The organism is Pseudomonas sp. ASL3 (assembly GCF_056680425.1).
In genome coordinates, this window is record NZ_CM155281.1 from 1,919,478 (window position 1) to 1,937,059 (window position 17,582).

Here is a 17,582-nt window from a genome sequence, read left to right on the forward strand (position 1 = left end):
CAACGCCGGGGGCACTTTTCCTCCTTATATTGGCTCTATTCCACGGGCCTGATCAATGCGCTCAGCTACTCGATAGGCAGCTTCCAACTCCGAGCAGTCGTGCTCTTGCATCAATGTCCAGCGTTCTGCCTTTTCTTCGGGCTCAGTCATGGCAAGGGCGAGGTAGAGGCTCGGTGGGACCGCTCGGAATAACGTTTCGAGTTTTTTCGACAGCACGACCCCCTCGGTGTATTTGCCTGGCTCCTTGCTGGCGGAGAGCAACAAGGCCTTTTGCGCCGGCGTGAGCTTCTTGAAGCGGGCGATCTCCTCGATCTCCGCTGGCGGCATGTTCAAGCAAATCCACCACTCAATCATGTTGAGCATGGTCTGCGCGGCAGCTGGAAAGTCAGCAAGGTTCTGCGTCGCCAACCAGAACCAAGCACCAAGTTTGCGCCACATCTTCGTCCCCTTGACCACGAACGGCGCCAGCAGCGGGTTCTTGGTGATGATATGGCCCTCGTCGGTGACCATGATGATCGGACGTCCCAGGTACTGGTCGCGTTCGGCAAGGTTGTTCACGGTGTTCATCAGGCTGATGTAGCTGATGGACATCTGTGCTTCGTAGCCTTCGCGGGCATAGGTGGCGAGATCGACAATGGTTACATCGCTTTCCGGCCAGGGCGTGCCCGCGCGATCGAACAGTTCACCCTCGAAACCCTGGCAAAACAGATCGATGGACTCACCCATTTCCTGGGCGCGCTCGCGACGTTTCTCGGGCAGGTGAGGGTCGGTTACGACGTTCAGCAAGGCGTCGCGCACGTCGTGGGTCAGTACCTGTCTGCCCGCCGCGACACAGGTGTGTGCCGCGTCGAGTATGCACTCGCGGATCAGACTGCGATCGGCTCGGCTCAGGCGGGCTTCTTCCTTGGCCTCGCCGCCAGTGATCATCAGGCGTGCGGTGATTTCCAGTTCGCCGAGAATATCGCGATGGTCTTCGCGGCTGCTTGCCGACTCATCGTCCCACCCATCAACCGACAGACTCGCCACCTGATCCTGTTGCTCGACCAGGCGCCAGGCATCGGCGAAGGGGGCGAGACTGACCGAGGCGCCAGGTTTTAGCTGCATCTTGTTGACCGACAGTCCCAGTGTCGCGAAGTAGTCACCCTGCAAACCAAACGAATTGCCAGCTTCGACGATAAACAGGCGAGGGCGGTACACCGCCATGACCTGCATCAGTAGGGTGACCAGGGTGGCCGATTTACCGGCGCCGGTCGGACCGAACAACAGCAGATGGCCGTTCATGGCCCGGTCCAGTCGTGACAACGGATCGAAGCTCAGCGGCGAACCGCCACGGTTGAACAGGGTGATGCCCGGATGGCCGGTGCCTGTGCTGCGGCCCCAGACCGGAACCAGATTTGCCAGGTGCTGGGCGAACATCAGGCGGGTGTACCAGTTGCGTGTGTCGCGAGATGGGTTATAGGTCATCGGCAACCAGCGCAGGTAGCTGTTGCAGGCCGCGACCTCGTCGCCTTCGCGCACCGGCTGCAGACCCGCACCTAACAGTGCGTTAGCAAGGCTGACCGAGCGCTGGTGCAACTGCTGTACATCACGACCGCGTATATAGAACGCCAGCGTTCCCCGGTAGAGTTTGTGCTGGCGGCCGATGATCGCGCGGGCTTCTTCGACATCCTGACGGGCCTGGGTCGAGGCCAGGTTTTCACCGATGGCTTTGCGTGCCAGCCGGTTTAACTGGTCCTCGAGCACATCCTGCGGTTTGACCACCAGGGTCAGGCTCATCACCGTGCCTTCAGGTAACTGGTCAAACAGGGCGTTCACCGCATCACCCTTGCGGGTTTCGCCGGTGAGTTGACCAATCAGTGGTGCCCGGCGCAGCTTGTCCACCACCATCACCCGGTGGGGCTGATCGTCGAAAAACCAGAGCCCGTGCTGCGCATCCGAACGCGGTTCGTTAAAGAACAGCTGCTCGGCGAAGTGATGATCGAAGGGCAGTTCCAGCGACTCACCGTCGCCCGACTCCGGATAGGCCACACGGCGGTAGAAATCCTCGGGCGCTTCGTCGGTGAGCCTGGGTGCCGGATTGAACCAGGGCAATAACCAGGCATACAGACCTCGGCCATCGACTCGCGCCGATTGCACCCCGCACGCCTGCAGCGAGGCACCGATCCGCTCACAAGCCTGTTGCAGGGATTGCACCGGGGTGAGTCCCGTCTCCTCAGCGTCAGACTCGAGCCAGCGATAGACCACCAGGCGTACCCGGCGGTTGTTACCGCGCCAGGGCAGGCGCGTGACCACCTTGTCCTCAAACAGGCCACCGGGTTTGGCGATGGCCTGCAGATGGCTGCGGCTGACCTGCAGATACGCCTCGGTGAAAACCGTGCCTCGTGCGCTGTCCCGGAGATAGTCGGTGAGCCGTGTCAGGTACGGGGTGAAGTCGTTGTCATCCTGGCAGAAAAACTGTGCCACCCAAGGCGCTTGATCCAGTTCGTCAAAGCTGTCCTGCAGGGCATCCTCAAGCGCATCACGGGCTGCCATCAGCCAATCGGGCTCTCGCCCTTCGGTGCCGATGGGCAGTAACTCGAACACCGCACCCACCGAACGATTGTCATCGAGCAGAAAACACTGCTCGGTGTCGAGGTATTCGACCCAAGGCAGGTGATCGGTGAAGCTGGGGTTGTGCGCGTACAGTGCGGCTTCATCGGCCAAGGTGGCGCGAGGGCGCAATGGGTTGCGCCAGGCTTTCCACGCAGGAGTGCGGTTGCCCGAATCGTCGGTACGCACTACAAGTCTTCCTGACGTTCACCGGGCAGCGCGTACTGCACGCGTTGGTAAAACGGAAAGACCGTCGAGTAACCTGGGACCGGCGCCTGCTCGGTGCCACTCAAGTGCGGATACACGTACAGCACCAGATCGGGATTGGGCAGGCGAGGGAACAAATTGTGGATCTCGTTCGTCGCTGTGCGAGTGTACGGCTCTTGGAGAGAGGCGGAGAAATTTGCCTGGGCCAGCGGACGGCGTAGCTGCTGCCGAGCATCCAGCAGTTGCTGCTGAGTGCCTTGCGAACCGGCGGCGTTCCAGATGTCCAGCATGGTTTGCTCGCCATGGGGCAGCAGCGTCTCCTTGTCGGTGGAACACCCCGCCAAGACCCAGCAGAGCAAGCTAATCCAGGTTAGGTAGGGAGGCGTGGTTTTGTTCATGGCGAACACTCCGGCCCTTGGGCTCGTAGTCGATGGTGATCTCATGGTCGAGGTGCAGTGCGACTTGTGCGGCGGGTGGCACGTACACGGCGGCAAAGGCCTCGCCATACAGCTTGTTGACCCACTCGCGGATGTCGCTGACCCCACCGCTGAGGATTGAATTCAGTGCACTGTTACCAGTGCTATTGGTGACCCCGAGCGTACTGCCGCCCGAACTGATCACGCTGCTGTTGTTCTGCTCATGCCCAAGTAGGGAGGCGACACCGGCACCGGCTGCGGTGACCAGGCTCTGGCTGCCGAGGTATTGCTGGGCGTTCGACCGGCGCTCGCCAGCGATGCAAGGAATGCCATACGGATCGGACAGGTAGCCGAGTCCACCGCGGATCTTGTCGGTGTTCGAACTCTGGGTGGCGGAGGCATTGCGGCTGGCTATTGCCTGTGGCTGAGGCACCGTGCGGATGGTGCCGTCTATGAATACAAAGGTGATCGACTCCACTTGCCCGCGCACGCAAGACAGGGTCCAGTCACCGGACGCCGTGCCACTCATCACGGCCCCCGCGACGTCTGGCAGGTAGATACCGTTAGCAGTCAGGTTCTCGGGACCGACCAGCACCTTGAAGGGATAGGGGTCGTTGACCGTTCCGTCCACCGGGACTCTGCCGATCAGCGCGGTCATGGCGACCGATCCCATCAGCGTGGCGTTTTCAGGAATGGTGTAGACCGGCTTCGCGCCTTCGGTACGGTCAACGGATCGCGTCAGGTCACGCTCACCCTTGGTGACCGCAGGCAATTGTTTCTGGCTGCGGTCAATGGCATTGTCTTTCAGGCCTTGCAGCGAGTTGAAGGCGGTAGGCAGACTCAGCGTGGAGGAGGTCTTGGCTTTTTCTCGGGCGTCGGTGGGTAGAGTATCCGAGGGCTCAATCCACTGCATCGTGTCACCGGCAGGATGGGGCTCCTCGAACTGAGCGCCATCGCCCGGCTGAAGCCCCAGTCCGATCGGCAGATCCTGACCCTTGCCGGTCAGTCCGGACAACTGATCCTGCAACTTTGTCAGCAGCCCATGGGCCTGACGACTGTCTTGTTCAGCTTTGAGTCGGGCCTCGTTGGCTTGTTGACGGCCTTCGTCGACCTGTTGGGTCACGCTGCCGAGCGCGGTCTGAATGCGCGAATCGACACTGTTTTCCCGTTCTCGCAGGCGGTTGTTCTCGGTTTGTAGCAAATCATTTTGTTTCTTCAGGCCGAGCATATCGCTGCGCATCGCCTTCACTTGGCCGACCAGAGTGGCGACCGTGTCGCGGGGGGTATCACCCGCGATGCCTAGAGACTTGGCCTGTTCGGAAGACAGAGCAATATTTTGCTGGTCGCCTGATATTTTCGGCATGCTGCCAGTGCCATCCGCGACCCAGGTTTTCAGGATGATCAGTACCACGGCCAGTAGCGCACCCGGCACCAGCCATTTGAGCAGTGCGTTAGCGTTCATGGCCGCCACCTTGCGTAACAGATGGGATCAATAGGACCGCTTGTTCGAGGCCTGCGCCGCGGGTGACAAGGTAGGCAATCGTAGTGTCTTCAGCACTGCCGACAGGTCCGAGGAAGGCATGCTGGAAGGTGGTGGAAAACAGTTTGGCCTGAAACCGACGAGGATCCAGTTGCACCGTGTTTGTACCACGATTGCGCAACTTCACCGCCGTCACCCAGTAATCACCGAGTCGCCAGGCGGCGATGGGTGTGCTGGAAACGTTTTCGGTCGGCAGCAGGGTTGGCAGTTCGGTGCGCAGCTTGAGCGGGACGCGGCGTACGCCGGGCAGGGACTCCACGGTGCGCAGAGGCGCGTACAGGCTTTGCGCGGCGTAGCGCGTCAAAGCGACCGGGATCGGTGTACGTTCTGGAACAGGGACGGTGCTAGATTCAGCCTCGGTAACTTGCACCTGAGCATTCTTGAGAATACGCACGGGCTCCAGCGGTTGATCGCCGGGAGTGGCCGCGATATCCAGAAGGATGATCTCGCCCGTCGTGACTGATTGCAGTTGCAGTCGGGTCGGTGCAATGGCTTCCGACGCGCGCAGGTACAGCGTGCCGCCAGTTGATTGCACGCGCAGCTTGCCCGTCAGGGTTGAGGGCACGCCGACTCGAACATCCTCATCGATAAAGACCACTCGTTCCTGATTGATCACCAGAGGGACTGCGAGGGGTAGGCGTTCCCAGTGCATCAGCTCGACGGCCTGCGCTGCAGCTCCCCATAGCATCAGTGCGACGGTCAGTCCCAGGACAGAAATCCGCTTCATGGCCCACCTCCGGGCGGGGAGAGTTTTTCGGGTGTGCCCTGGTAACAATCCAGTGCCAGTCCCCACTTGTTGCGCTCGGGATCAAGATCAAAACGCACCACGCGTAATGGATAACGCACCACCACCCGTTTCACCGGTTCGGCGGCGTAATACTCATCGGCGTTGAGGTCGAGCTTGACCAGCCAGCTGTCGCGATCGAGTTGCTTGACCCTGAGTTCCGGATCTTCGCTGTAGCCTCGGCCCAGAATTTCGTAGACGCCACGCACTCGCTGGCGCAGTTCGCCGGCGGCCTTGCGGTACTCGTAGTCGCCATCGAGGAAGGCCTTGCAGGAGGGTGTCAGGTAGGACTGCAAGCCATAGATGGCGCGGCGATAGTCCTGCTCTCCATCTGAGGGCCAGCGGTTGAGCTGACCAAAGATGTACAGGGCAAAGGCATACACATTCTCTGAGGGGATATCCCACCACTTGCGGGTACTGCCCGAGCGCAGGTCTGGTGGGACATGCACGGTCAGGTCGGTTGGTGCCGAGCGCCAGCCATACCAGAGTCCGGCACAGATCAGGGTCAGGGCCGCCACCGCCAGGCGTAGGCTGAAAATATGCGCTTGTTGGGCATCCACCTTGTTCCGAAAACGACTCATGGCTGCCACCGGGACAGGGCAGGGCGCAGTCGACGAGAACGGCGAACCGTCCAGGCGCCGGAGTAAAGGATCAAACTTCCGCGACCCAGGCGCCAACTGCTGGCCAGTACCCATTCGAGCTTGCGGTACAACCAGGTTTCGGGGCGGGCCCGTTTGGCCCTACGCAATAGCGTGCCACCGGCAAATAACACCACCGTCATGCCCGCGATCATGCCGGTAGGCGCCACGGCAATAGAAGCGGTGGCGATCGCCAGAGGAACTCCTAACACTAGGCCAACGACTGCGCCGGTGCCGAGCGCCACCCACATTTCATCGTTGGTCAATCCACGCAGCACAGCAGGATCGCGGTTGAGGCGCTCCGGCAGAAAGACCAAGGTGCCGTCGGCAAGACGTTCGATAGCGTCGTTCATCCCAACCTCACAGAATCGCGGCAGCCTTGGTCAGGAACCAGATGATGATCACCACTAACAGAGCGCCGATGCCGACTACGGCGCCGAGGTCTTTCCAGGTCTTGCGCTGGTTCTGCACGTCGGCATACACGGTCAGCGAGTGCCAGGCTACACCCAAGAAAGCGAGCAGGGCGATCAGCAGACCGAGCAGGATGCCGCCATCATAGGCGTAGTTCTTGATCGTCTCGATCAACCCGGTGCCTTCACCACGCGAAGGCGCTTCCATGGTGGGTAATTGGGCAAAGGCCAGGCTCGGACTGAGCACTAGCAGCAGACCGATCAGGCGCTGGTTGGCACGATCACGTAGGTTATTTTTCAGAGGGACAAAGCACTTGAGCATGGCGGCGATCTCCTGGATTAGGAAAGGGTGAAGAACATTAGGACTAGTAGAGCGAGCAGGACGCGGGCGGTACTGCCACCGAAGGCGCCGAAGCGCACGCTGCCAGCCGCCCAACCCCGATAAGCGGTCCACATCACCCAGGTACACCAGAGCAAAGCCAGGACCAGAACCAGGGATAACCACAGCGTGGAACTGCTCTGTGCCGAGAAACCGGATGCGTTCTGGAACGCTGAGTTCTGAGCGTCGGTCATGCTCATGGCGAGGGCTCCGCGGGGGGAGTGTCGAGGCGGTAATTGCCAGCTATTTCACCGGGATCCTGGGGTTGGGCGCGGGAGGGGGACAGGTAGTCCTTCACACCTCGACGGATGCGCTGGATGTCCTGGATCAGTCGGGGATAGTCGAAGTGATAGCGTTCGTCTGGTTCAGCAATACTGAACGCTTCGGCCTTATGGGCGGAGGTCTCTATAGTGTCGAGTTGCCGCTGGATAAGGCTGAGTTGGACCTGTTCTTGGGCGGAGGCGGCATAGCAACTGCCATGGAGGATGGCCAGCGAGAGAAGTAACAGGTAGTGAATGACAGAAGCTGGCATGATTATGGCCCTGAGTGAACTAGAGGGCAGAATCGGGGAAGGGTGGCAATATAACTGCAGAAAAACTGAGACGAAGGCTATCGTTTTGATGAGGGGGAGCAATGTTGAACTTTCTACCATGAGTTGGTGAAACGACTAGTGTTCTACCTCGAAAGTAACTGGTCACGTTTGACGGGGGCTATTGCCGCTATGCTATGTTGTCGCGTCTTGCTATCGTTGTACTGTCTGGCTTGGCGAAACTACCCACGTATCAAAATGTGAGCGTGTTCATGAGGCATAACTCTAGAGGACAAGCCCAAGTGGGGGGGCTGAACAGCCGTTTTGTATGAAAAGCCCCTAAAAAGATAAGTGCAAAGTTCTGGGCTGGAAAAATTGGAGGAGTCTTGTGGGCTATTTATTGTCGTTACTTGCCTTTGTAATTGCCTTGGCTGGAGTGAAGGGAGGTGCTTGGGATTCAAGTGCGGTAGGGGTGCGAAAAGTTAATTTGCGGGTTGGGTTGTTATTGTTTCTTCGCTGGCTGTACTTGTTTTTTCTTTGGTGCAGGAGTATCAGAAAAGTATTCTTGATGAGCGGGTAGCGAGGTACCCATACAAGAGGTTTATGGATGCGTTAGAGATTTCACTTAGGCCGATTAATATAGTTTACAGTGAGGTGGGCGGAACTATTGAGTATCACGATAGCCCGTTCGTGATTCTTGATAGGAAGGATGCGGCTGGCGTGATAAGTAAGTTTGACTTCGAAAGAACTCAGGAGGGGGCAAATATTTGGAGTTCGGATTTTAGTGGGAACTATGCATCGTATACTTGCCGAGAGCTTGATGATGCTGTTCATCTAATGGAGTCTACTTTGATGAGTAACCTTCCTGTGCTTGATCGGGAAGTGATTGTGTTGGTGCAGGAGTTTAAACAATCTGGTTATATGAAGGAGTTTCTTCTTAATGGGTGTGATTATTATGTTGGGGTGAGTCGTGGTGGGACTATGATTAGAGCTTATCCTCCAAAATTGACGGAGGATAAGGTTAGAGTTACTTTCAATGCCATAATTTCTATTAGGCGGCATCTGAGAAAGGTTTTGGGTGATGCGGCTTAGTGTCCATTGTATGAGTTGTTCATGGCTTTGGGGCGCAGCTAAGAAGGTGTTTTGGCTTTGGGCGGTTGTTATGTTCATCTTAAAGATACTTCTTAAAGGTCGACGACGTAATTGCAGTGGTCAGACCAAGCGTTACGGCGCAAGGTAGAAAAACGACCATAGGATTGAGCGAAAAGGGTAGGGACAGGTAAATGATCCAAGGTACAACTAGTAGGGGCATCAATGCCCGTTTGGCGCGATGATAGACGAAGCTACTTTCTCGCCCTGCGCCGAATTTTCGTAGATCTCGGCGCATCAAACCATCGACAAAACCGGTGAACATGGCCAGTAGAAACAATGGTGTGGCCAGGATCAGAATGGTCAGGCGCACCACGAAGGTGAAGGTGACATACACCGCCGCCAGTACATAGTCCTCAACGTTCAGGTAGAGCTGGTTGATCCAGCTCCAGAAGCCGTTGCCCTGGCTCGACATCCGTGCCTGCTGCGCAAAATCTGCAAAGCCGGTCTTGACCAACATCCACTGATTGAGGAAATCCAGTACCTGGACAATCATTTGGCCGGGTTGTTGGAGGATGAGTGAAGCTTTGAAGTGTTCGCTGAGCCAGTCTAATTCACTGGTCAGCATTGCCTGACTGTGTCGCCAACCCTGATCGCCCCAGAACAGCAGCAAACCAGCGAATTCGATCAGGATCGAGAGCAGCAACGAGGCGATCAGCAAGCCAATGATGCGCAGCATCAGGCTGATCGTCGAGACAATCAGTCCTGGGTGTTGGATCGGTTGTGGCGGAGTATTTTGTGCGGAAGTCGCCATCGTTCACTCCATTGCGCGCCGCAGAGTTGATGCCGTCACGGCGCCTTCCGAATGTGTGTTTGCTTAATCGAAACCTAGGTCAGGGTAGGGCTACCCCACCTGATCTAAATCGAAGTTAATTGTTGGGCCGCCACCGCTTGCGCTCCACCATTGCCCCGCCTGCTCGTTGTAGGCCGCCCGCATCCGCTGAGTGAGTTCCTGCAGGTCCTTGGGCATGGCATCGTCTGGAGACGGCTTGGGTAGTGGCATGCGCACCTTCCAAAGCTGCCCGCCGGCTTGGAAAGAGAACATTTGCCCCTTGGGCAGACTGACGATATGAGCAGGCTCGATCAACGGCACGCTGGTGCTGCTGATACGGTCCTGTAAGGAGGAGGTGAAGTCTGTATTGGCTTCAGGATCGGAGGTGTCGGTCGCACCCGACATCAGCGTTTTGGTCAGCACGTTGACCTTGGGCAACTGCTGGGTGAGCAGTTCCGCGGTGGCGGTTTCGCGCACGCGGAGCATCTGCAGGGTGTTGAAGTTGCCGATCACCTGGCCGGCCTTGGCCCGGTTGCCAATGCGCGCTTCGATATCGCTGAGGGTCTGGGTGTAGGCCGTCACCTGGATACCGGCACCGCCGCCCTTATTGATCAGCGGGATGAATTCATCACCCATCAATTCGTTGAACTCATCGGCGTGCAGGTTGATCGGCAGCTTGTCGCTGCTGCTGCCCGGCTGGGGCAGGCCATGGTCAATACCATGCTTGTAGATGTGCCCAGCCACCGAGACCAAATCGGCGAACATAGAGTTGCCCACGGCGGCGGCGACTTCTGCGTCGGTCAGTGCATCCAGGCCGACATAGACGATGCCGCGTTTTCGGATGATTTGCATCCAGTCGAAGATTGGTCGCGGGTCATCTAAATCGGTGTAGTTGGGGGCCAGCAACTGGGCGGTCTTGCCGGTGGTGAGTTTTTCCAGCAGCGGCAGCAGCGAAGCAACGATTTTGTCGAAGTAGGTGCGGTCATACCGCACCGCCGAACGTAGTCCATCCAGTACCGGATCGAATACCCGTTTCACCGCCAGGTATTGCTCGATGGCCACCACGCGCTTTTCGCGCCCGATCATATGCCGGGGAATGTTCTTCTCGGTGAGCTTGCCTTCGAGTTGGACGATCACTTCCCAGGCTTTCGGGTCGGTCTTGGCGAAAAACTGCTGGGCGTATTCGATGAACAGTGCGTCGATGTTGACCACATGCCGTTGGATCTGCAGGTAGTCCGGGCGTCGGCCCAGTTCGATCAGTGCACGGGCGATGATGTTGACGAAACGCCAGGCGAATTCACGGAAGGCCGCAGAGTTGCCTTCACCGCTGAGTTGTCCGGCGATGCGTGAAGCCACCTCCGAGATACGTCCGAAACGTCCCACGGCGTTGTAGCGGGCAGAGATCTCCGGCCAACCCAAATGGAAAACATAGAACTCCTTATCCCGGCCGGCTCGCCGGGCTTCGACGTACATGCGCTTGAGCAGGTCGGCATCGCCCTTAGGATCGAAGACGATGACTACCTCGTGCTCGACGCGGTGAATGTCCTGGGTGATGTATACCTCGGCGAGCCGTGTTTTGCCGACACGGGTGGTGCCCAGCACCAAGGTATGCCCGACCCGTTCGCCCAATGGCAGACTGACCTCCGTTTCATCGGGCTCGACCCCATGCAGCAGTGGTGAACCGCCTACTGGAGGTAAAGGGCGCAACGGATTGAAGGCATTGTCCCAGGCAGTGACACGTGCCAGTGTCGAGAGTGGATATGGTGCATGTTCCAGGCGCCGTTCGAGTCCACGAGCCAAGCGGTAGTGGGTTGGTTGATCGACATAGCGTGCGACAGCCGGATCTTGGGCCTCGACCAGGCGCTGGGTGTGCAGGCGAGTCCAGCGAAAGCCGAGGCCCATAAACAAATGCTTACGGCTGACAGGAATCTGTCGGCTGGTCAGTTCGTAGCGGGGCAGCCGACGGATATTGCGCCGATAGCGCAGCACCTCCCAGGCTTGTCGTAGCCGGATAAAGCCGAACAGGGCATAGGCCAGCGCTGCAACCAGTCCGATCTCGGGTGACAGGGCCACGGCCCAGGGCGAGTACACGCACAACACTGCGGCCGCGAAGCAGATCGCTACGGTGTACAACTCCACTGCTGGCCGGAGTTTGGACTCCATCGCATGCTCGGCCATGGCCTGGACTCACTGTTCCAGTAAGGTGGCGGTGATCAAGACGGGGTAGTGCTCGATCTGCAAGCGGCTGGCGATGTCGTTACCGTTGACCGGTAGGATGGTGACGCCCGGAGCTGCTGCTCGGATCCGGGCCAAGGCTTCGGTATCGGCCACTTCGATAGCTAGGCCGACGGCACCCATTTCCTGCAGTTCAGCAGCGCGTTGACTCAGCCAAGTCAGCGACTGGGGATCGTCACCCACCAGAAAGATGGGGTGCAGGCCAGGCATGTTCAGGGAGCGAGGCGTGACCGGGCCGGGGCTCAGCCGAGAACTGCTGACGGGCAGTATCCAGGCCTCATCGGCAACCACGGACAGGTCTGCGTGAATAAGCCCGTTAACCTGAGCTCTGTCATTCGTTTGAGCTCCCGACACTCGAAGGTAGGGCTGGGTGAAATCGCCGCCCAGCCCCTTGACAGTGCTCAGTTCGGCTTGGGTGAAAGGTGCCAAGAGCAGGGTGAAATAACAGGTAAGGGATATTCGCTTCATGGTGGTGTGCCCTGTTCGAAGGAAATCAGCAGCCGTTCGAGTTGCCGGGAAAAACCGGTGCGGTAGCGTGCGGCTGGCGCGCCTCCTGCCGGGCGGTGGTAGCGTCCAGCAGCTGACACCCAATCACCGGTGGCGGCGTGATGCTCATGCAGCAGCGCGGCGGTGACCGCAAGATTTCGGTAGGGGTCGAGGGCTTCGCAGGGGCTGGAAAAACGTTGTCCGTGGTAGCCCAGATTGGTTTGTCCGAGGCCGGCATCGATCCGCGTGGCGTCATGTTGGGCGAGCGCCTGAAGCAAGGCGTGACAGGCGCCCTGGCGAGTGGTGAAGCGATAGGGTGTGCCGGCGATGTTCAGGGTCCAAGGCCAGGGCAGCAGTCGACCACGGACGCGAATACCACTTTCCTGCAGGGCAATCGCGAACAGAACCATAGAAGGGATGTCGGCGTCATGCGCCGCCAGTTGGTAGGCAGGTGGCGGAAGTTCGTCTGCCTGGACGGCGAGCATTGTCAGCATGAGCGCAAGGCCACTCAGTCGAGGCGTTGCCATTGTCCGCTCACCTGTTGGAAAGTGGCGGGCAATGGCCCCGGTGCGCCCAAACTGAACCAGCGACCACGGTCATGGTTCAGGGTGATCTGCCTGCGTTGAACCTTGGTCGGATCAATGTCTGCTTGCCGAGCCCAGTTACGGACGCGTTCATCCTCGCCTTGGCTGCCCACCAGGTAGATATCGAACGCCGTGTCGCTGCTTTGCAGACGCTGTGCTTCGGCGTTACACGCTGGGCAGTGATCCTCTACAAACAAGGCTGCGCGAGTGGAGACCGCTGAACTGGCCGGAGATGGGGACGCCATGCCCTGGATCGGGAGCAGTCCGGGAAACAGCTTGGCCCAGGCAGCGGTGTAGGCGCTCTGGTAGGCCAACTCGCGCTCAGCCCGTTTGGCTTCCAGTGCTACCTGCAATTCGGCGTAACGCTGGCGTTCCTGATCAGTCTCGGCTTCGACCCCGAGTGCAGTCAATGGATCGAGATTCGGGCTCCAGAAACCACGGGGACCCGCTTGGATCTGCTCGAAGCGTGACCACTCCTGCTCTGTCAGCCCCCAGTTCGCGGCTTGCGCCGTGTGGGAGCGTTCCAGGGGAATTGACTGTATGTCCTGGGTCAGTGACTGAGCCGTGGCGGTATCACCCACCGCAGAGCCGATGGCAAACATCGACGTGAGGCAGAAGACGGCGGGCAGCAGCACTCTGTTCATGATCGCCTCTCAAGGGAGTAGCACGGTCTGGTCTGGTTGATCGGCCACCGCGAAGATGGCTGAGTTCGGCTCCAGCACTTTCAGGTGCCAGGCTCCCAGTTGCTCGCCGTTATGCAGCAGCCGAACATCCATGAGAGAGCGACTGTCATGACGTGCGACCGCCAGAAAACGCTCACCACCACGGGACTCGATACTCAACACCGAGAACGGTGGTGAGAGCGGGATTGGTTTGGGGCGAGCCGTCTGTTTCGGTTTGGCCGCGGAAGACGTCGGTGGTGGGATTGGTAATTTGGTCTTGAGGTCCAGGAGCTGCTGCTCGACGAGCTCAAGACGTGCGCGTAGCGCCGTCATGTCGGCCTCAGTGGCACGGGCTGCCATACCGTCGCGCAGCTCCTGTATTTCTTGCTCCCACTGATCCAACATCGGATCGAGGGTATTGGCCTGCGGCTCACCGCTATCGACCATCTGCCTCAGGTCTTTCAGCGCGTACTGCAGTTTTTCCTGCGTGTCCTTGAGCGCACTGGCGTCACGTTGCAGGGTGTCCAGAGTTTGTAGGTGTTGGGTGTTCGTGTTCTGTAGCTCGGCCACGCGCTGATACTGGTTATACAAACCACCGATGAGACCGGCGACCGCTAGGCAAAGCAACCCGACAATGAGCGTTTGAAACGTCGAGGCTTTCATGGGCGCGCCTGCGACTGGTGGGCCGGGGCAGGCATGATCGGCGAGATGCCAATAGCTGTTTTTTGCTGTTCGAAGCAGATCGAGCGGCTGACTTCATCAACCGTGAGTTGCCACGCGGGACCGGCCAGCACCTGTAGTGCGTCGCGCAGGGTGATCGGCCCAAGCCGGTAATGGGCTGCCGGCAGGGGGCGAGTGAAAAGAATCTTCACCGACGGGGTTACTGGGCAGAGCGAATAACCCGAGCGCTGCAAAACGTACTGCAGGGCATCCTGCACCGTGGGGTTCAGGTTGGAGGGGATGCTTACTTCAATGATTTGGGCGAGAAGGTCCCGTTGCTCCGGGGTGGGCGCGGTGCTGACCAGCGTATAGCGGCCATAATGAAGCTCGGGCTGGGGAGTGTGTTCTGCTATCGGTCCGAAGGTCTGGAGTTGACTCGACGTGCTGCTGATCGCCGTGGAAGGGGACGATGTACCGGGTGATTGGGTGGTGCAGGCGGTCAACAGGCCCAGCAGGCAGACCGAAATGAGACGACGATCCATGGAAAAAACCTCATGCCAGATTCAGTGCAGAATCTGGCATGAGGAGATGGGCACTTCAGTGTAAAAATCGACTCACGAAAGGTCGTTTAAAACCGATGGTGTCATGTCGTCATTCATTGAATACCGTAAGCCCAGCCAAGACGGCGGCGTCGGGATCGAAAATCAGCCATCGCACATCCGCCAATGCCGCGAGGTACAGCACCTCGACCAATGCTGCGGGTGTGCCAGCATCGAGTTGTTCTTGCCTCAGGGACGAGTAAGGACGGTCCTCAATGTTCAGCAGATTATCGTCGGTCCAGGGTGTGCCGATCAGCTTGCACCCAACGCCGTTGCAGTCTGGCAGGGCAAAGGGTTCGAACAGCAGCCCCGTTGGTCTGGACGCGAAATTGCCAACTCGGCTTTCCAGGTAGTGCAACGCGTCGTCAGGGAGGTGTGCCGTACTGATCTCCCACGCCCGACTGTAGTGTCCGGTCTCGAAGTTCAAGCGCTGTATCAGCGCTTGGGCTTGCTCCATGGAGTACAGATCGCCGACGTGATGCCGCTCATTGAGTGTTTCGCCGATCACGGCGTAGATCACCTGCCGAATCAGTCCAGTGCAAGGGCAGTGTTCCGCCAGGTCCTCAGGGACGGAGTGCCCTTCGTTGATCAAGGCAAAATCGTCGTTGAAGAGGCAGGGGAACAACTGCACCTTATCGTCGGACAGGTCGGTTTGTGAGTCATGCAGTGGTCGGTAGCAAGGCGGACAATTATCTTCATAGGTGATTAGCAACAGTCGTTCGATATGCAGTCGTTCGTAACCGCGAACAAATGGGTTTAAGTCGGGCTGCAGGGCTGGAGCTCGAAGTGTTGAGTTCATGACGCTTCTCCGGAAAAGAAACAAGGCGCCCGAGAGCGCCTGTGAGGGTTAGAGCCAGCCGTATTCGGCGAAGGAAAGAGGTCGGCCGGCGCCAACAATGAAGTGGTCGAGCACGCGGACTTCAACCAATGCCAGGGCCTCTGTTAGTCGTGCGGTCAAGACACGATCCGCCTGGCTGGGTTCAGGGCAACCTGAGGGATGGTTATGGGCCAGAATGACGGCTGCGGCGTTATGGGCCAGTGCGCGCTTGACGACCTGTCTTGGATAGATCCTGGCGCCATCGATGCTGCCGTAGAACAGTTCTTCGAACTGCAGTACACGGTGCTTGGCATCGAGAAACACCACTGCGAATACCTCATGCTCTTGCTGGGCAAGGTGCAGTTTCAGGTAATCGACCACTGCGTCAGGCGCGGTGAGTTCAGGCCCTCGCGTGAACAGCCTGCGATCAAGAATCGTCAGGGCCTCGCCAATCACCCGATTTTCTTGGGCAATACGTTCGGCCTCGATGTGTGGTGTTTCAATCAGCGTGAGCTGGATGTTCATGGTGGTACCTCCATAGTGAAAGCGGGGTACACACCCTTGGGGAGTGGTATCCCCAAGGTGGATGAGTGGTTGAGTCAGTGCGTTCTGCGTGATCTGCGTTTACGCCGGGTCGGCTCGTATCGATCCCAGAGCTTGCGTCCCAGGTCCATGAAGTACGGATCGTTTTCTCCGTAACGGTTGTAGCTCGCCAACATGTCCATGAGGATCTGCAGGTGCTTGGCATCGAAGCTGGCAATCCAGTCCAGTCTGCATTTCCACTCCTCACCGTTGTAGAGGCTCAAGACGCAGAGCGACAACCGTTGGACGACGCTGTAGTCATGCTGCAGCAGAAGGTCTCCATGCTTGGCGAAGGGTGAATCGGTAAAGTCGCTGTTCATGAGAGGCTCCTTTTACAATCGAGTGAATCGGTGCCGTTGGCCCACCAGGCAGGTGTCACAACCGTCGCAGGATGTTTGGGAAAAGCTGTGTATGCCCAACCCTGTCTCGGCGTCGAAGTCAGCACTGATGGGCATCAGTCGCACTAATCCTTCACGAAGAGTGGCGATGCGTTTGTCGACCTCTTCCGTCGTGTAGTAGAGCGACAGCGTGCTGTAGTCCTCGTAGGCCGAGGCGAACAGGCAGTCGTCGCAAAGCCAGAAGGATTCCATGAGGGTTCTCCTGTGCTGAGTGAAGAAAAGGCGCTCGACGGAGCGCCTTGCTGAGGAACATCGCGGACTGTTCAGACGGACTGAACGGTACGGGTGGCGTCACGGCGAGCCGTGCGGGGTGTGGGTTGAGTTTCAGGTTCGACCCAAGCCTCTGTTGGGGTTTCGTGCTCCTCAGCGTCGGCATCAGCCGGCGTTGGGGATGGCTCATTATTTGGCGCTTGCTCAGCAGGTGCTGTTGCTTCCTGCTTGGCGGGCGCTTTGTACTCGAACGTGCCATTGACCTTGATCCAGTCAATGAACAGCAAACGGCCTTTCAGGCTTGCACCGGGTTGGCCCTGTTTTTCACCTTTGGTGTAGAGGAAGGGATCGATCCACAAGTCCCCAATGCGAAATGACACCAATACCTTTTTTTCGGCTTGGACGGCATCCGCATAGAGTCGGATCAAACGTTCAGCTTCACCCCCCGCAACTTTGCAGTCGAAGCGGGTGTATTCCACCGCATCGGTGGCACCGTGCAGGGCGGCGATATCGCAGGCCATGAACGGCTGGCCGCGGCGGACTTGTACTTCACGAACACGGTTGAGGTAGCCGATACCGACGGTGCGCAGATTGAAGTAGGTGGACGCTTCTTGGGGTTGGTTGGCGTGGGCCATGGTGATTCTCCTGTTTCAAGGGGAAACGGCGACGCACAATCCCTGGACGGGGAGGTGAGTCCCCGTCAGGGTGGGTAAGGTAAAGATGACCGACGAACTTCCTGCTACCGGCAAGCCGATGACAATCAGGTCGATGCGTCTGGGGGAATAGCGGTAGAGCAGAAGAAAGTCCGCGGTAGTGGTCCGCAGGCATGGGGTAGTGAGCATTCATTACCGCTGAATCGGTAACCGTGCGAGCTTCCGAACGCTGATCGCACTTGGGTAAACCACCACGAGCGTGGCGTAGCCTTGAAGGTTCAAG

At 58.5% G+C, this 17,582-nt stretch carries 22 protein-coding genes; 1 reads left to right on the forward strand and 21 read right to left on the reverse strand.

Annotation, left to right across the window (positions count from 1 at the left end; all coding sequences use genetic code 11):
• Positions 1-24: 24 nt before the first annotated feature.
• Genes AC1MEE_RS08730 through AC1MEE_RS08770 form a run of 9 tightly spaced genes read right to left on the reverse strand, consistent with a single transcriptional unit; the run spans position 25 to position 7,495 of the window.
• Positions 25-2,778: a conjugative transfer ATPase gene (locus tag AC1MEE_RS08730; protein ID WP_480414930.1), complete on the reverse strand. Its 2,754-nt coding sequence runs from the start codon at positions 2,776-2,778 to the stop codon at positions 25-27.
• A complete protein-coding gene (locus AC1MEE_RS08735) occupies positions 2,778-3,194 on the reverse strand; it encodes a TIGR03751 family conjugal transfer lipoprotein (protein WP_480414931.1) in 417 nt (138 codons plus the stop codon). Before AC1MEE_RS08735 ends, AC1MEE_RS08730 begins: the two co-directional genes overlap by 1 nt.
• Complete coding sequence (locus AC1MEE_RS08740) at positions 3,157-4,674, reverse strand: TIGR03752 family integrating conjugative element protein (RefSeq protein WP_480414932.1); 1,518 nt, start codon at positions 4,672-4,674, stop codon at positions 3,157-3,159. Before AC1MEE_RS08740 ends, AC1MEE_RS08735 begins: the two co-directional genes overlap by 38 nt.
• A complete protein-coding gene (locus AC1MEE_RS08745; protein ID WP_480414933.1) occupies positions 4,664-5,479 on the reverse strand; it encodes a TIGR03749 family integrating conjugative element protein in 816 nt (271 codons plus the stop codon). The genes AC1MEE_RS08740 and AC1MEE_RS08745 overlap by 11 nt, the downstream gene beginning before the upstream one ends.
• The gene (locus AC1MEE_RS08750; RefSeq protein ID WP_480414934.1) at positions 5,476-6,117 is read right to left on the reverse strand and encodes a PFL_4703 family integrating conjugative element protein; all 642 of its coding nucleotides are present in this window, start codon (positions 6,115-6,117) and stop codon (positions 5,476-5,478) included. The genes AC1MEE_RS08745 and AC1MEE_RS08750 overlap by 4 nt, the downstream gene beginning before the upstream one ends.
• Positions 6,114-6,527, reverse strand: coding sequence for a TIGR03750 family conjugal transfer protein (locus tag AC1MEE_RS08755; protein WP_480414935.1), 414 nt, complete (start codon positions 6,525-6,527; stop codon positions 6,114-6,116). The genes AC1MEE_RS08750 and AC1MEE_RS08755 overlap by 4 nt, the downstream gene beginning before the upstream one ends.
• A 7-nt stretch (positions 6,528-6,534) precedes the next feature.
• Entirely contained in the window at positions 6,535-6,906 is a 372-nt protein-coding gene (locus AC1MEE_RS08760; RefSeq protein ID WP_480414936.1) for a TIGR03745 family integrating conjugative element membrane protein, read from the reverse strand.
• Positions 6,907-6,923: 17 nt separating this feature from the next.
• The gene (locus tag AC1MEE_RS08765; RefSeq protein ID WP_480414937.1) at positions 6,924-7,163 is read right to left on the reverse strand and encodes a TIGR03758 family integrating conjugative element protein; all 240 of its coding nucleotides are present in this window, start codon (positions 7,161-7,163) and stop codon (positions 6,924-6,926) included.
• Positions 7,160-7,495, reverse strand: a complete 336-nt coding sequence (locus AC1MEE_RS08770; RefSeq protein ID WP_480414938.1) for an integrative conjugative element protein, RAQPRD family — start codon at positions 7,493-7,495, stop codon at positions 7,160-7,162. The genes AC1MEE_RS08765 and AC1MEE_RS08770 overlap by 4 nt, the downstream gene beginning before the upstream one ends.
• A 600-nt stretch (positions 7,496-8,095) precedes the next feature.
• Here AC1MEE_RS08770 and AC1MEE_RS08775 point away from each other — a divergent pair.
• Complete coding sequence (locus tag AC1MEE_RS08775) at positions 8,096-8,584, forward strand: hypothetical protein (RefSeq protein ID WP_480414939.1); 489 nt, start codon at positions 8,096-8,098, stop codon at positions 8,582-8,584.
• A 79-nt stretch (positions 8,585-8,663) separates the two neighbouring features.
• Here AC1MEE_RS08775 and AC1MEE_RS08780 read toward each other — a convergent pair whose 3' ends face one another.
• The 12 genes from AC1MEE_RS08780 to AC1MEE_RS08835 all read right to left on the reverse strand — a co-directional run bounded on the left by AC1MEE_RS08780 (position 8,664) and on the right by AC1MEE_RS08835 (position 17,281).
• Positions 8,664-9,395 carry a TIGR03747 family integrating conjugative element membrane protein gene (locus tag AC1MEE_RS08780; protein WP_480414941.1) on the reverse strand — a complete coding sequence of 244 codons (732 nt, stop codon included), beginning with the start codon at positions 9,393-9,395 and terminating at the stop codon, positions 8,664-8,666.
• A gap of 90 nt (positions 9,396-9,485) precedes the next feature.
• Positions 9,486-11,591, reverse strand: coding sequence for a type IV conjugative transfer system coupling protein TraD (gene traD, locus AC1MEE_RS08785; protein ID WP_480414942.1), 2,106 nt, complete (start codon positions 11,589-11,591; stop codon positions 9,486-9,488).
• Between the two features lie 9 nt (positions 11,592-11,600).
• The gene (locus AC1MEE_RS08790; RefSeq protein ID WP_480414943.1) at positions 11,601-12,116 is read right to left on the reverse strand and encodes an integrating conjugative element protein; all 516 of its coding nucleotides are present in this window, start codon (positions 12,114-12,116) and stop codon (positions 11,601-11,603) included.
• Entirely contained in the window at positions 12,113-12,661 is a 549-nt protein-coding gene (locus tag AC1MEE_RS08795) for a lysozyme family protein (protein WP_480414944.1), read from the reverse strand. Before AC1MEE_RS08795 ends, AC1MEE_RS08790 begins: the two co-directional genes overlap by 4 nt.
• Positions 12,643-13,362 (reverse strand): TIGR03759 family integrating conjugative element protein, encoded by a 720-nt coding sequence (locus tag AC1MEE_RS08800; protein ID WP_480414946.1) that lies wholly within the window; start codon positions 13,360-13,362, stop codon positions 12,643-12,645. Before AC1MEE_RS08800 ends, AC1MEE_RS08795 begins: the two co-directional genes overlap by 19 nt.
• Before the next feature lie 9 nt (positions 13,363-13,371).
• Positions 13,372-14,043 carry a chemotaxis protein gene (locus AC1MEE_RS08805; RefSeq protein WP_480414947.1) on the reverse strand — a complete coding sequence of 224 codons (672 nt, stop codon included), beginning with the start codon at positions 14,041-14,043 and terminating at the stop codon, positions 13,372-13,374.
• Complete coding sequence (pilL2, locus tag AC1MEE_RS08810) at positions 14,040-14,582, reverse strand: PFGI-1 class ICE element type IV pilus protein PilL2 (RefSeq protein WP_480414948.1); 543 nt, start codon at positions 14,580-14,582, stop codon at positions 14,040-14,042. Before pilL2 ends, AC1MEE_RS08805 begins: the two co-directional genes overlap by 4 nt.
• A gap of 109 nt (positions 14,583-14,691) precedes the next feature.
• Entirely contained in the window at positions 14,692-15,438 is a 747-nt protein-coding gene (locus AC1MEE_RS08815) for a DUF5983 family protein (protein WP_480414949.1), read from the reverse strand.
• Between the two features lie 48 nt (positions 15,439-15,486).
• Positions 15,487-15,981 (reverse strand): RadC family protein, encoded by a 495-nt coding sequence (gene radC, locus AC1MEE_RS08820; RefSeq protein ID WP_480414951.1) that lies wholly within the window; start codon positions 15,979-15,981, stop codon positions 15,487-15,489.
• 74 nt (positions 15,982-16,055) lie between these two features.
• Positions 16,056-16,358, reverse strand: coding sequence for a hypothetical protein (locus AC1MEE_RS08825; protein WP_449635856.1), 303 nt, complete (start codon positions 16,356-16,358; stop codon positions 16,056-16,058).
• Positions 16,359-16,370: 12 nt separating this feature from the next.
• Complete coding sequence (locus AC1MEE_RS08830; RefSeq protein ID WP_480414953.1) at positions 16,371-16,628, reverse strand: hypothetical protein; 258 nt, start codon at positions 16,626-16,628, stop codon at positions 16,371-16,373.
• Between the two features lie 71 nt (positions 16,629-16,699).
• Positions 16,700-17,281 (reverse strand): STY4534 family ICE replication protein, encoded by a 582-nt coding sequence (locus AC1MEE_RS08835; protein WP_480414954.1) that lies wholly within the window; start codon positions 17,279-17,281, stop codon positions 16,700-16,702.
• Between the last annotated feature and the right edge of the window lie 301 nt (positions 17,282-17,582).

Bases quoted from the DNA above. Each gene is read 5' to 3' on its own strand.
- AC1MEE_RS08765 (WP_480414937.1), bottom strand. From the start codon at position 7,163: ATGAGCATGACCGACGCTCAGAACTCAGCGTTCCAGAACGCATCCGGT.
- AC1MEE_RS08790 (WP_480414943.1), bottom strand. From the start codon at position 12,116: ATGAAGCGAATATCCCTTACCTGTTATTTCACCCTGCTCTTGGCACCT.
- pilL2 (WP_480414948.1), bottom strand. From the start codon at position 14,582: ATGGATCGTCGTCTCATTTCGGTCTGCCTGCTGGGCCTGTTGACCGCC.
- AC1MEE_RS08760 (WP_480414936.1), bottom strand. From the start codon at position 6,906: ATGCTCAAGTGCTTTGTCCCTCTGAAAAATAACCTACGTGATCGTGCC.
- AC1MEE_RS08815 (WP_480414949.1), bottom strand. From the start codon at position 15,438: ATGAACTCAACACTTCGAGCTCCAGCCCTGCAGCCCGACTTAAACCCA.
- AC1MEE_RS08835 (WP_480414954.1), bottom strand. From the start codon at position 17,281: ATGGCCCACGCCAACCAACCCCAAGAAGCGTCCACCTACTTCAATCTG.
- AC1MEE_RS08750 (WP_480414934.1), bottom strand. From the start codon at position 6,117: ATGAGTCGTTTTCGGAACAAGGTGGATGCCCAACAAGCGCATATTTTC.
- radC (WP_480414951.1), bottom strand. From the start codon at position 15,981: ATGAACATCCAGCTCACGCTGATTGAAACACCACACATCGAGGCCGAA.
- AC1MEE_RS08780 (WP_480414941.1), bottom strand. From the start codon at position 9,395: ATGGCGACTTCCGCACAAAATACTCCGCCACAACCGATCCAACACCCA.
- AC1MEE_RS08740 (WP_480414932.1), bottom strand. From the start codon at position 4,674: ATGAACGCTAACGCACTGCTCAAATGGCTGGTGCCGGGTGCGCTACTG.
- AC1MEE_RS08770 (WP_480414938.1), bottom strand. From the start codon at position 7,495: ATGCCAGCTTCTGTCATTCACTACCTGTTACTTCTCTCGCTGGCCATC.
- AC1MEE_RS08745 (WP_480414933.1), bottom strand. From the start codon at position 5,479: ATGAAGCGGATTTCTGTCCTGGGACTGACCGTCGCACTGATGCTATGG.
- AC1MEE_RS08830 (WP_480414953.1), bottom strand. From the start codon at position 16,628: ATGGAATCCTTCTGGCTTTGCGACGACTGCCTGTTCGCCTCGGCCTAC.
- traD (WP_480414942.1), bottom strand. From the start codon at position 11,591: ATGGCCGAGCATGCGATGGAGTCCAAACTCCGGCCAGCAGTGGAGTTG.
- AC1MEE_RS08755 (WP_480414935.1), bottom strand. From the start codon at position 6,527: ATGAACGACGCTATCGAACGTCTTGCCGACGGCACCTTGGTCTTTCTG.
- AC1MEE_RS08735 (WP_480414931.1), bottom strand. From the start codon at position 3,194: ATGAACAAAACCACGCCTCCCTACCTAACCTGGATTAGCTTGCTCTGC.
- AC1MEE_RS08800 (WP_480414946.1), bottom strand. From the start codon at position 13,362: ATGAACAGAGTGCTGCTGCCCGCCGTCTTCTGCCTCACGTCGATGTTT.
- AC1MEE_RS08795 (WP_480414944.1), bottom strand. From the start codon at position 12,661: ATGGCAACGCCTCGACTGAGTGGCCTTGCGCTCATGCTGACAATGCTC.
- AC1MEE_RS08775 (WP_480414939.1), top strand. From the start codon at position 8,096: ATGGATGCGTTAGAGATTTCACTTAGGCCGATTAATATAGTTTACAGT.
- AC1MEE_RS08825 (WP_449635856.1), bottom strand. From the start codon at position 16,358: ATGAACAGCGACTTTACCGATTCACCCTTCGCCAAGCATGGAGACCTT.
- AC1MEE_RS08805 (WP_480414947.1), bottom strand. From the start codon at position 14,043: ATGAAAGCCTCGACGTTTCAAACGCTCATTGTCGGGTTGCTTTGCCTA.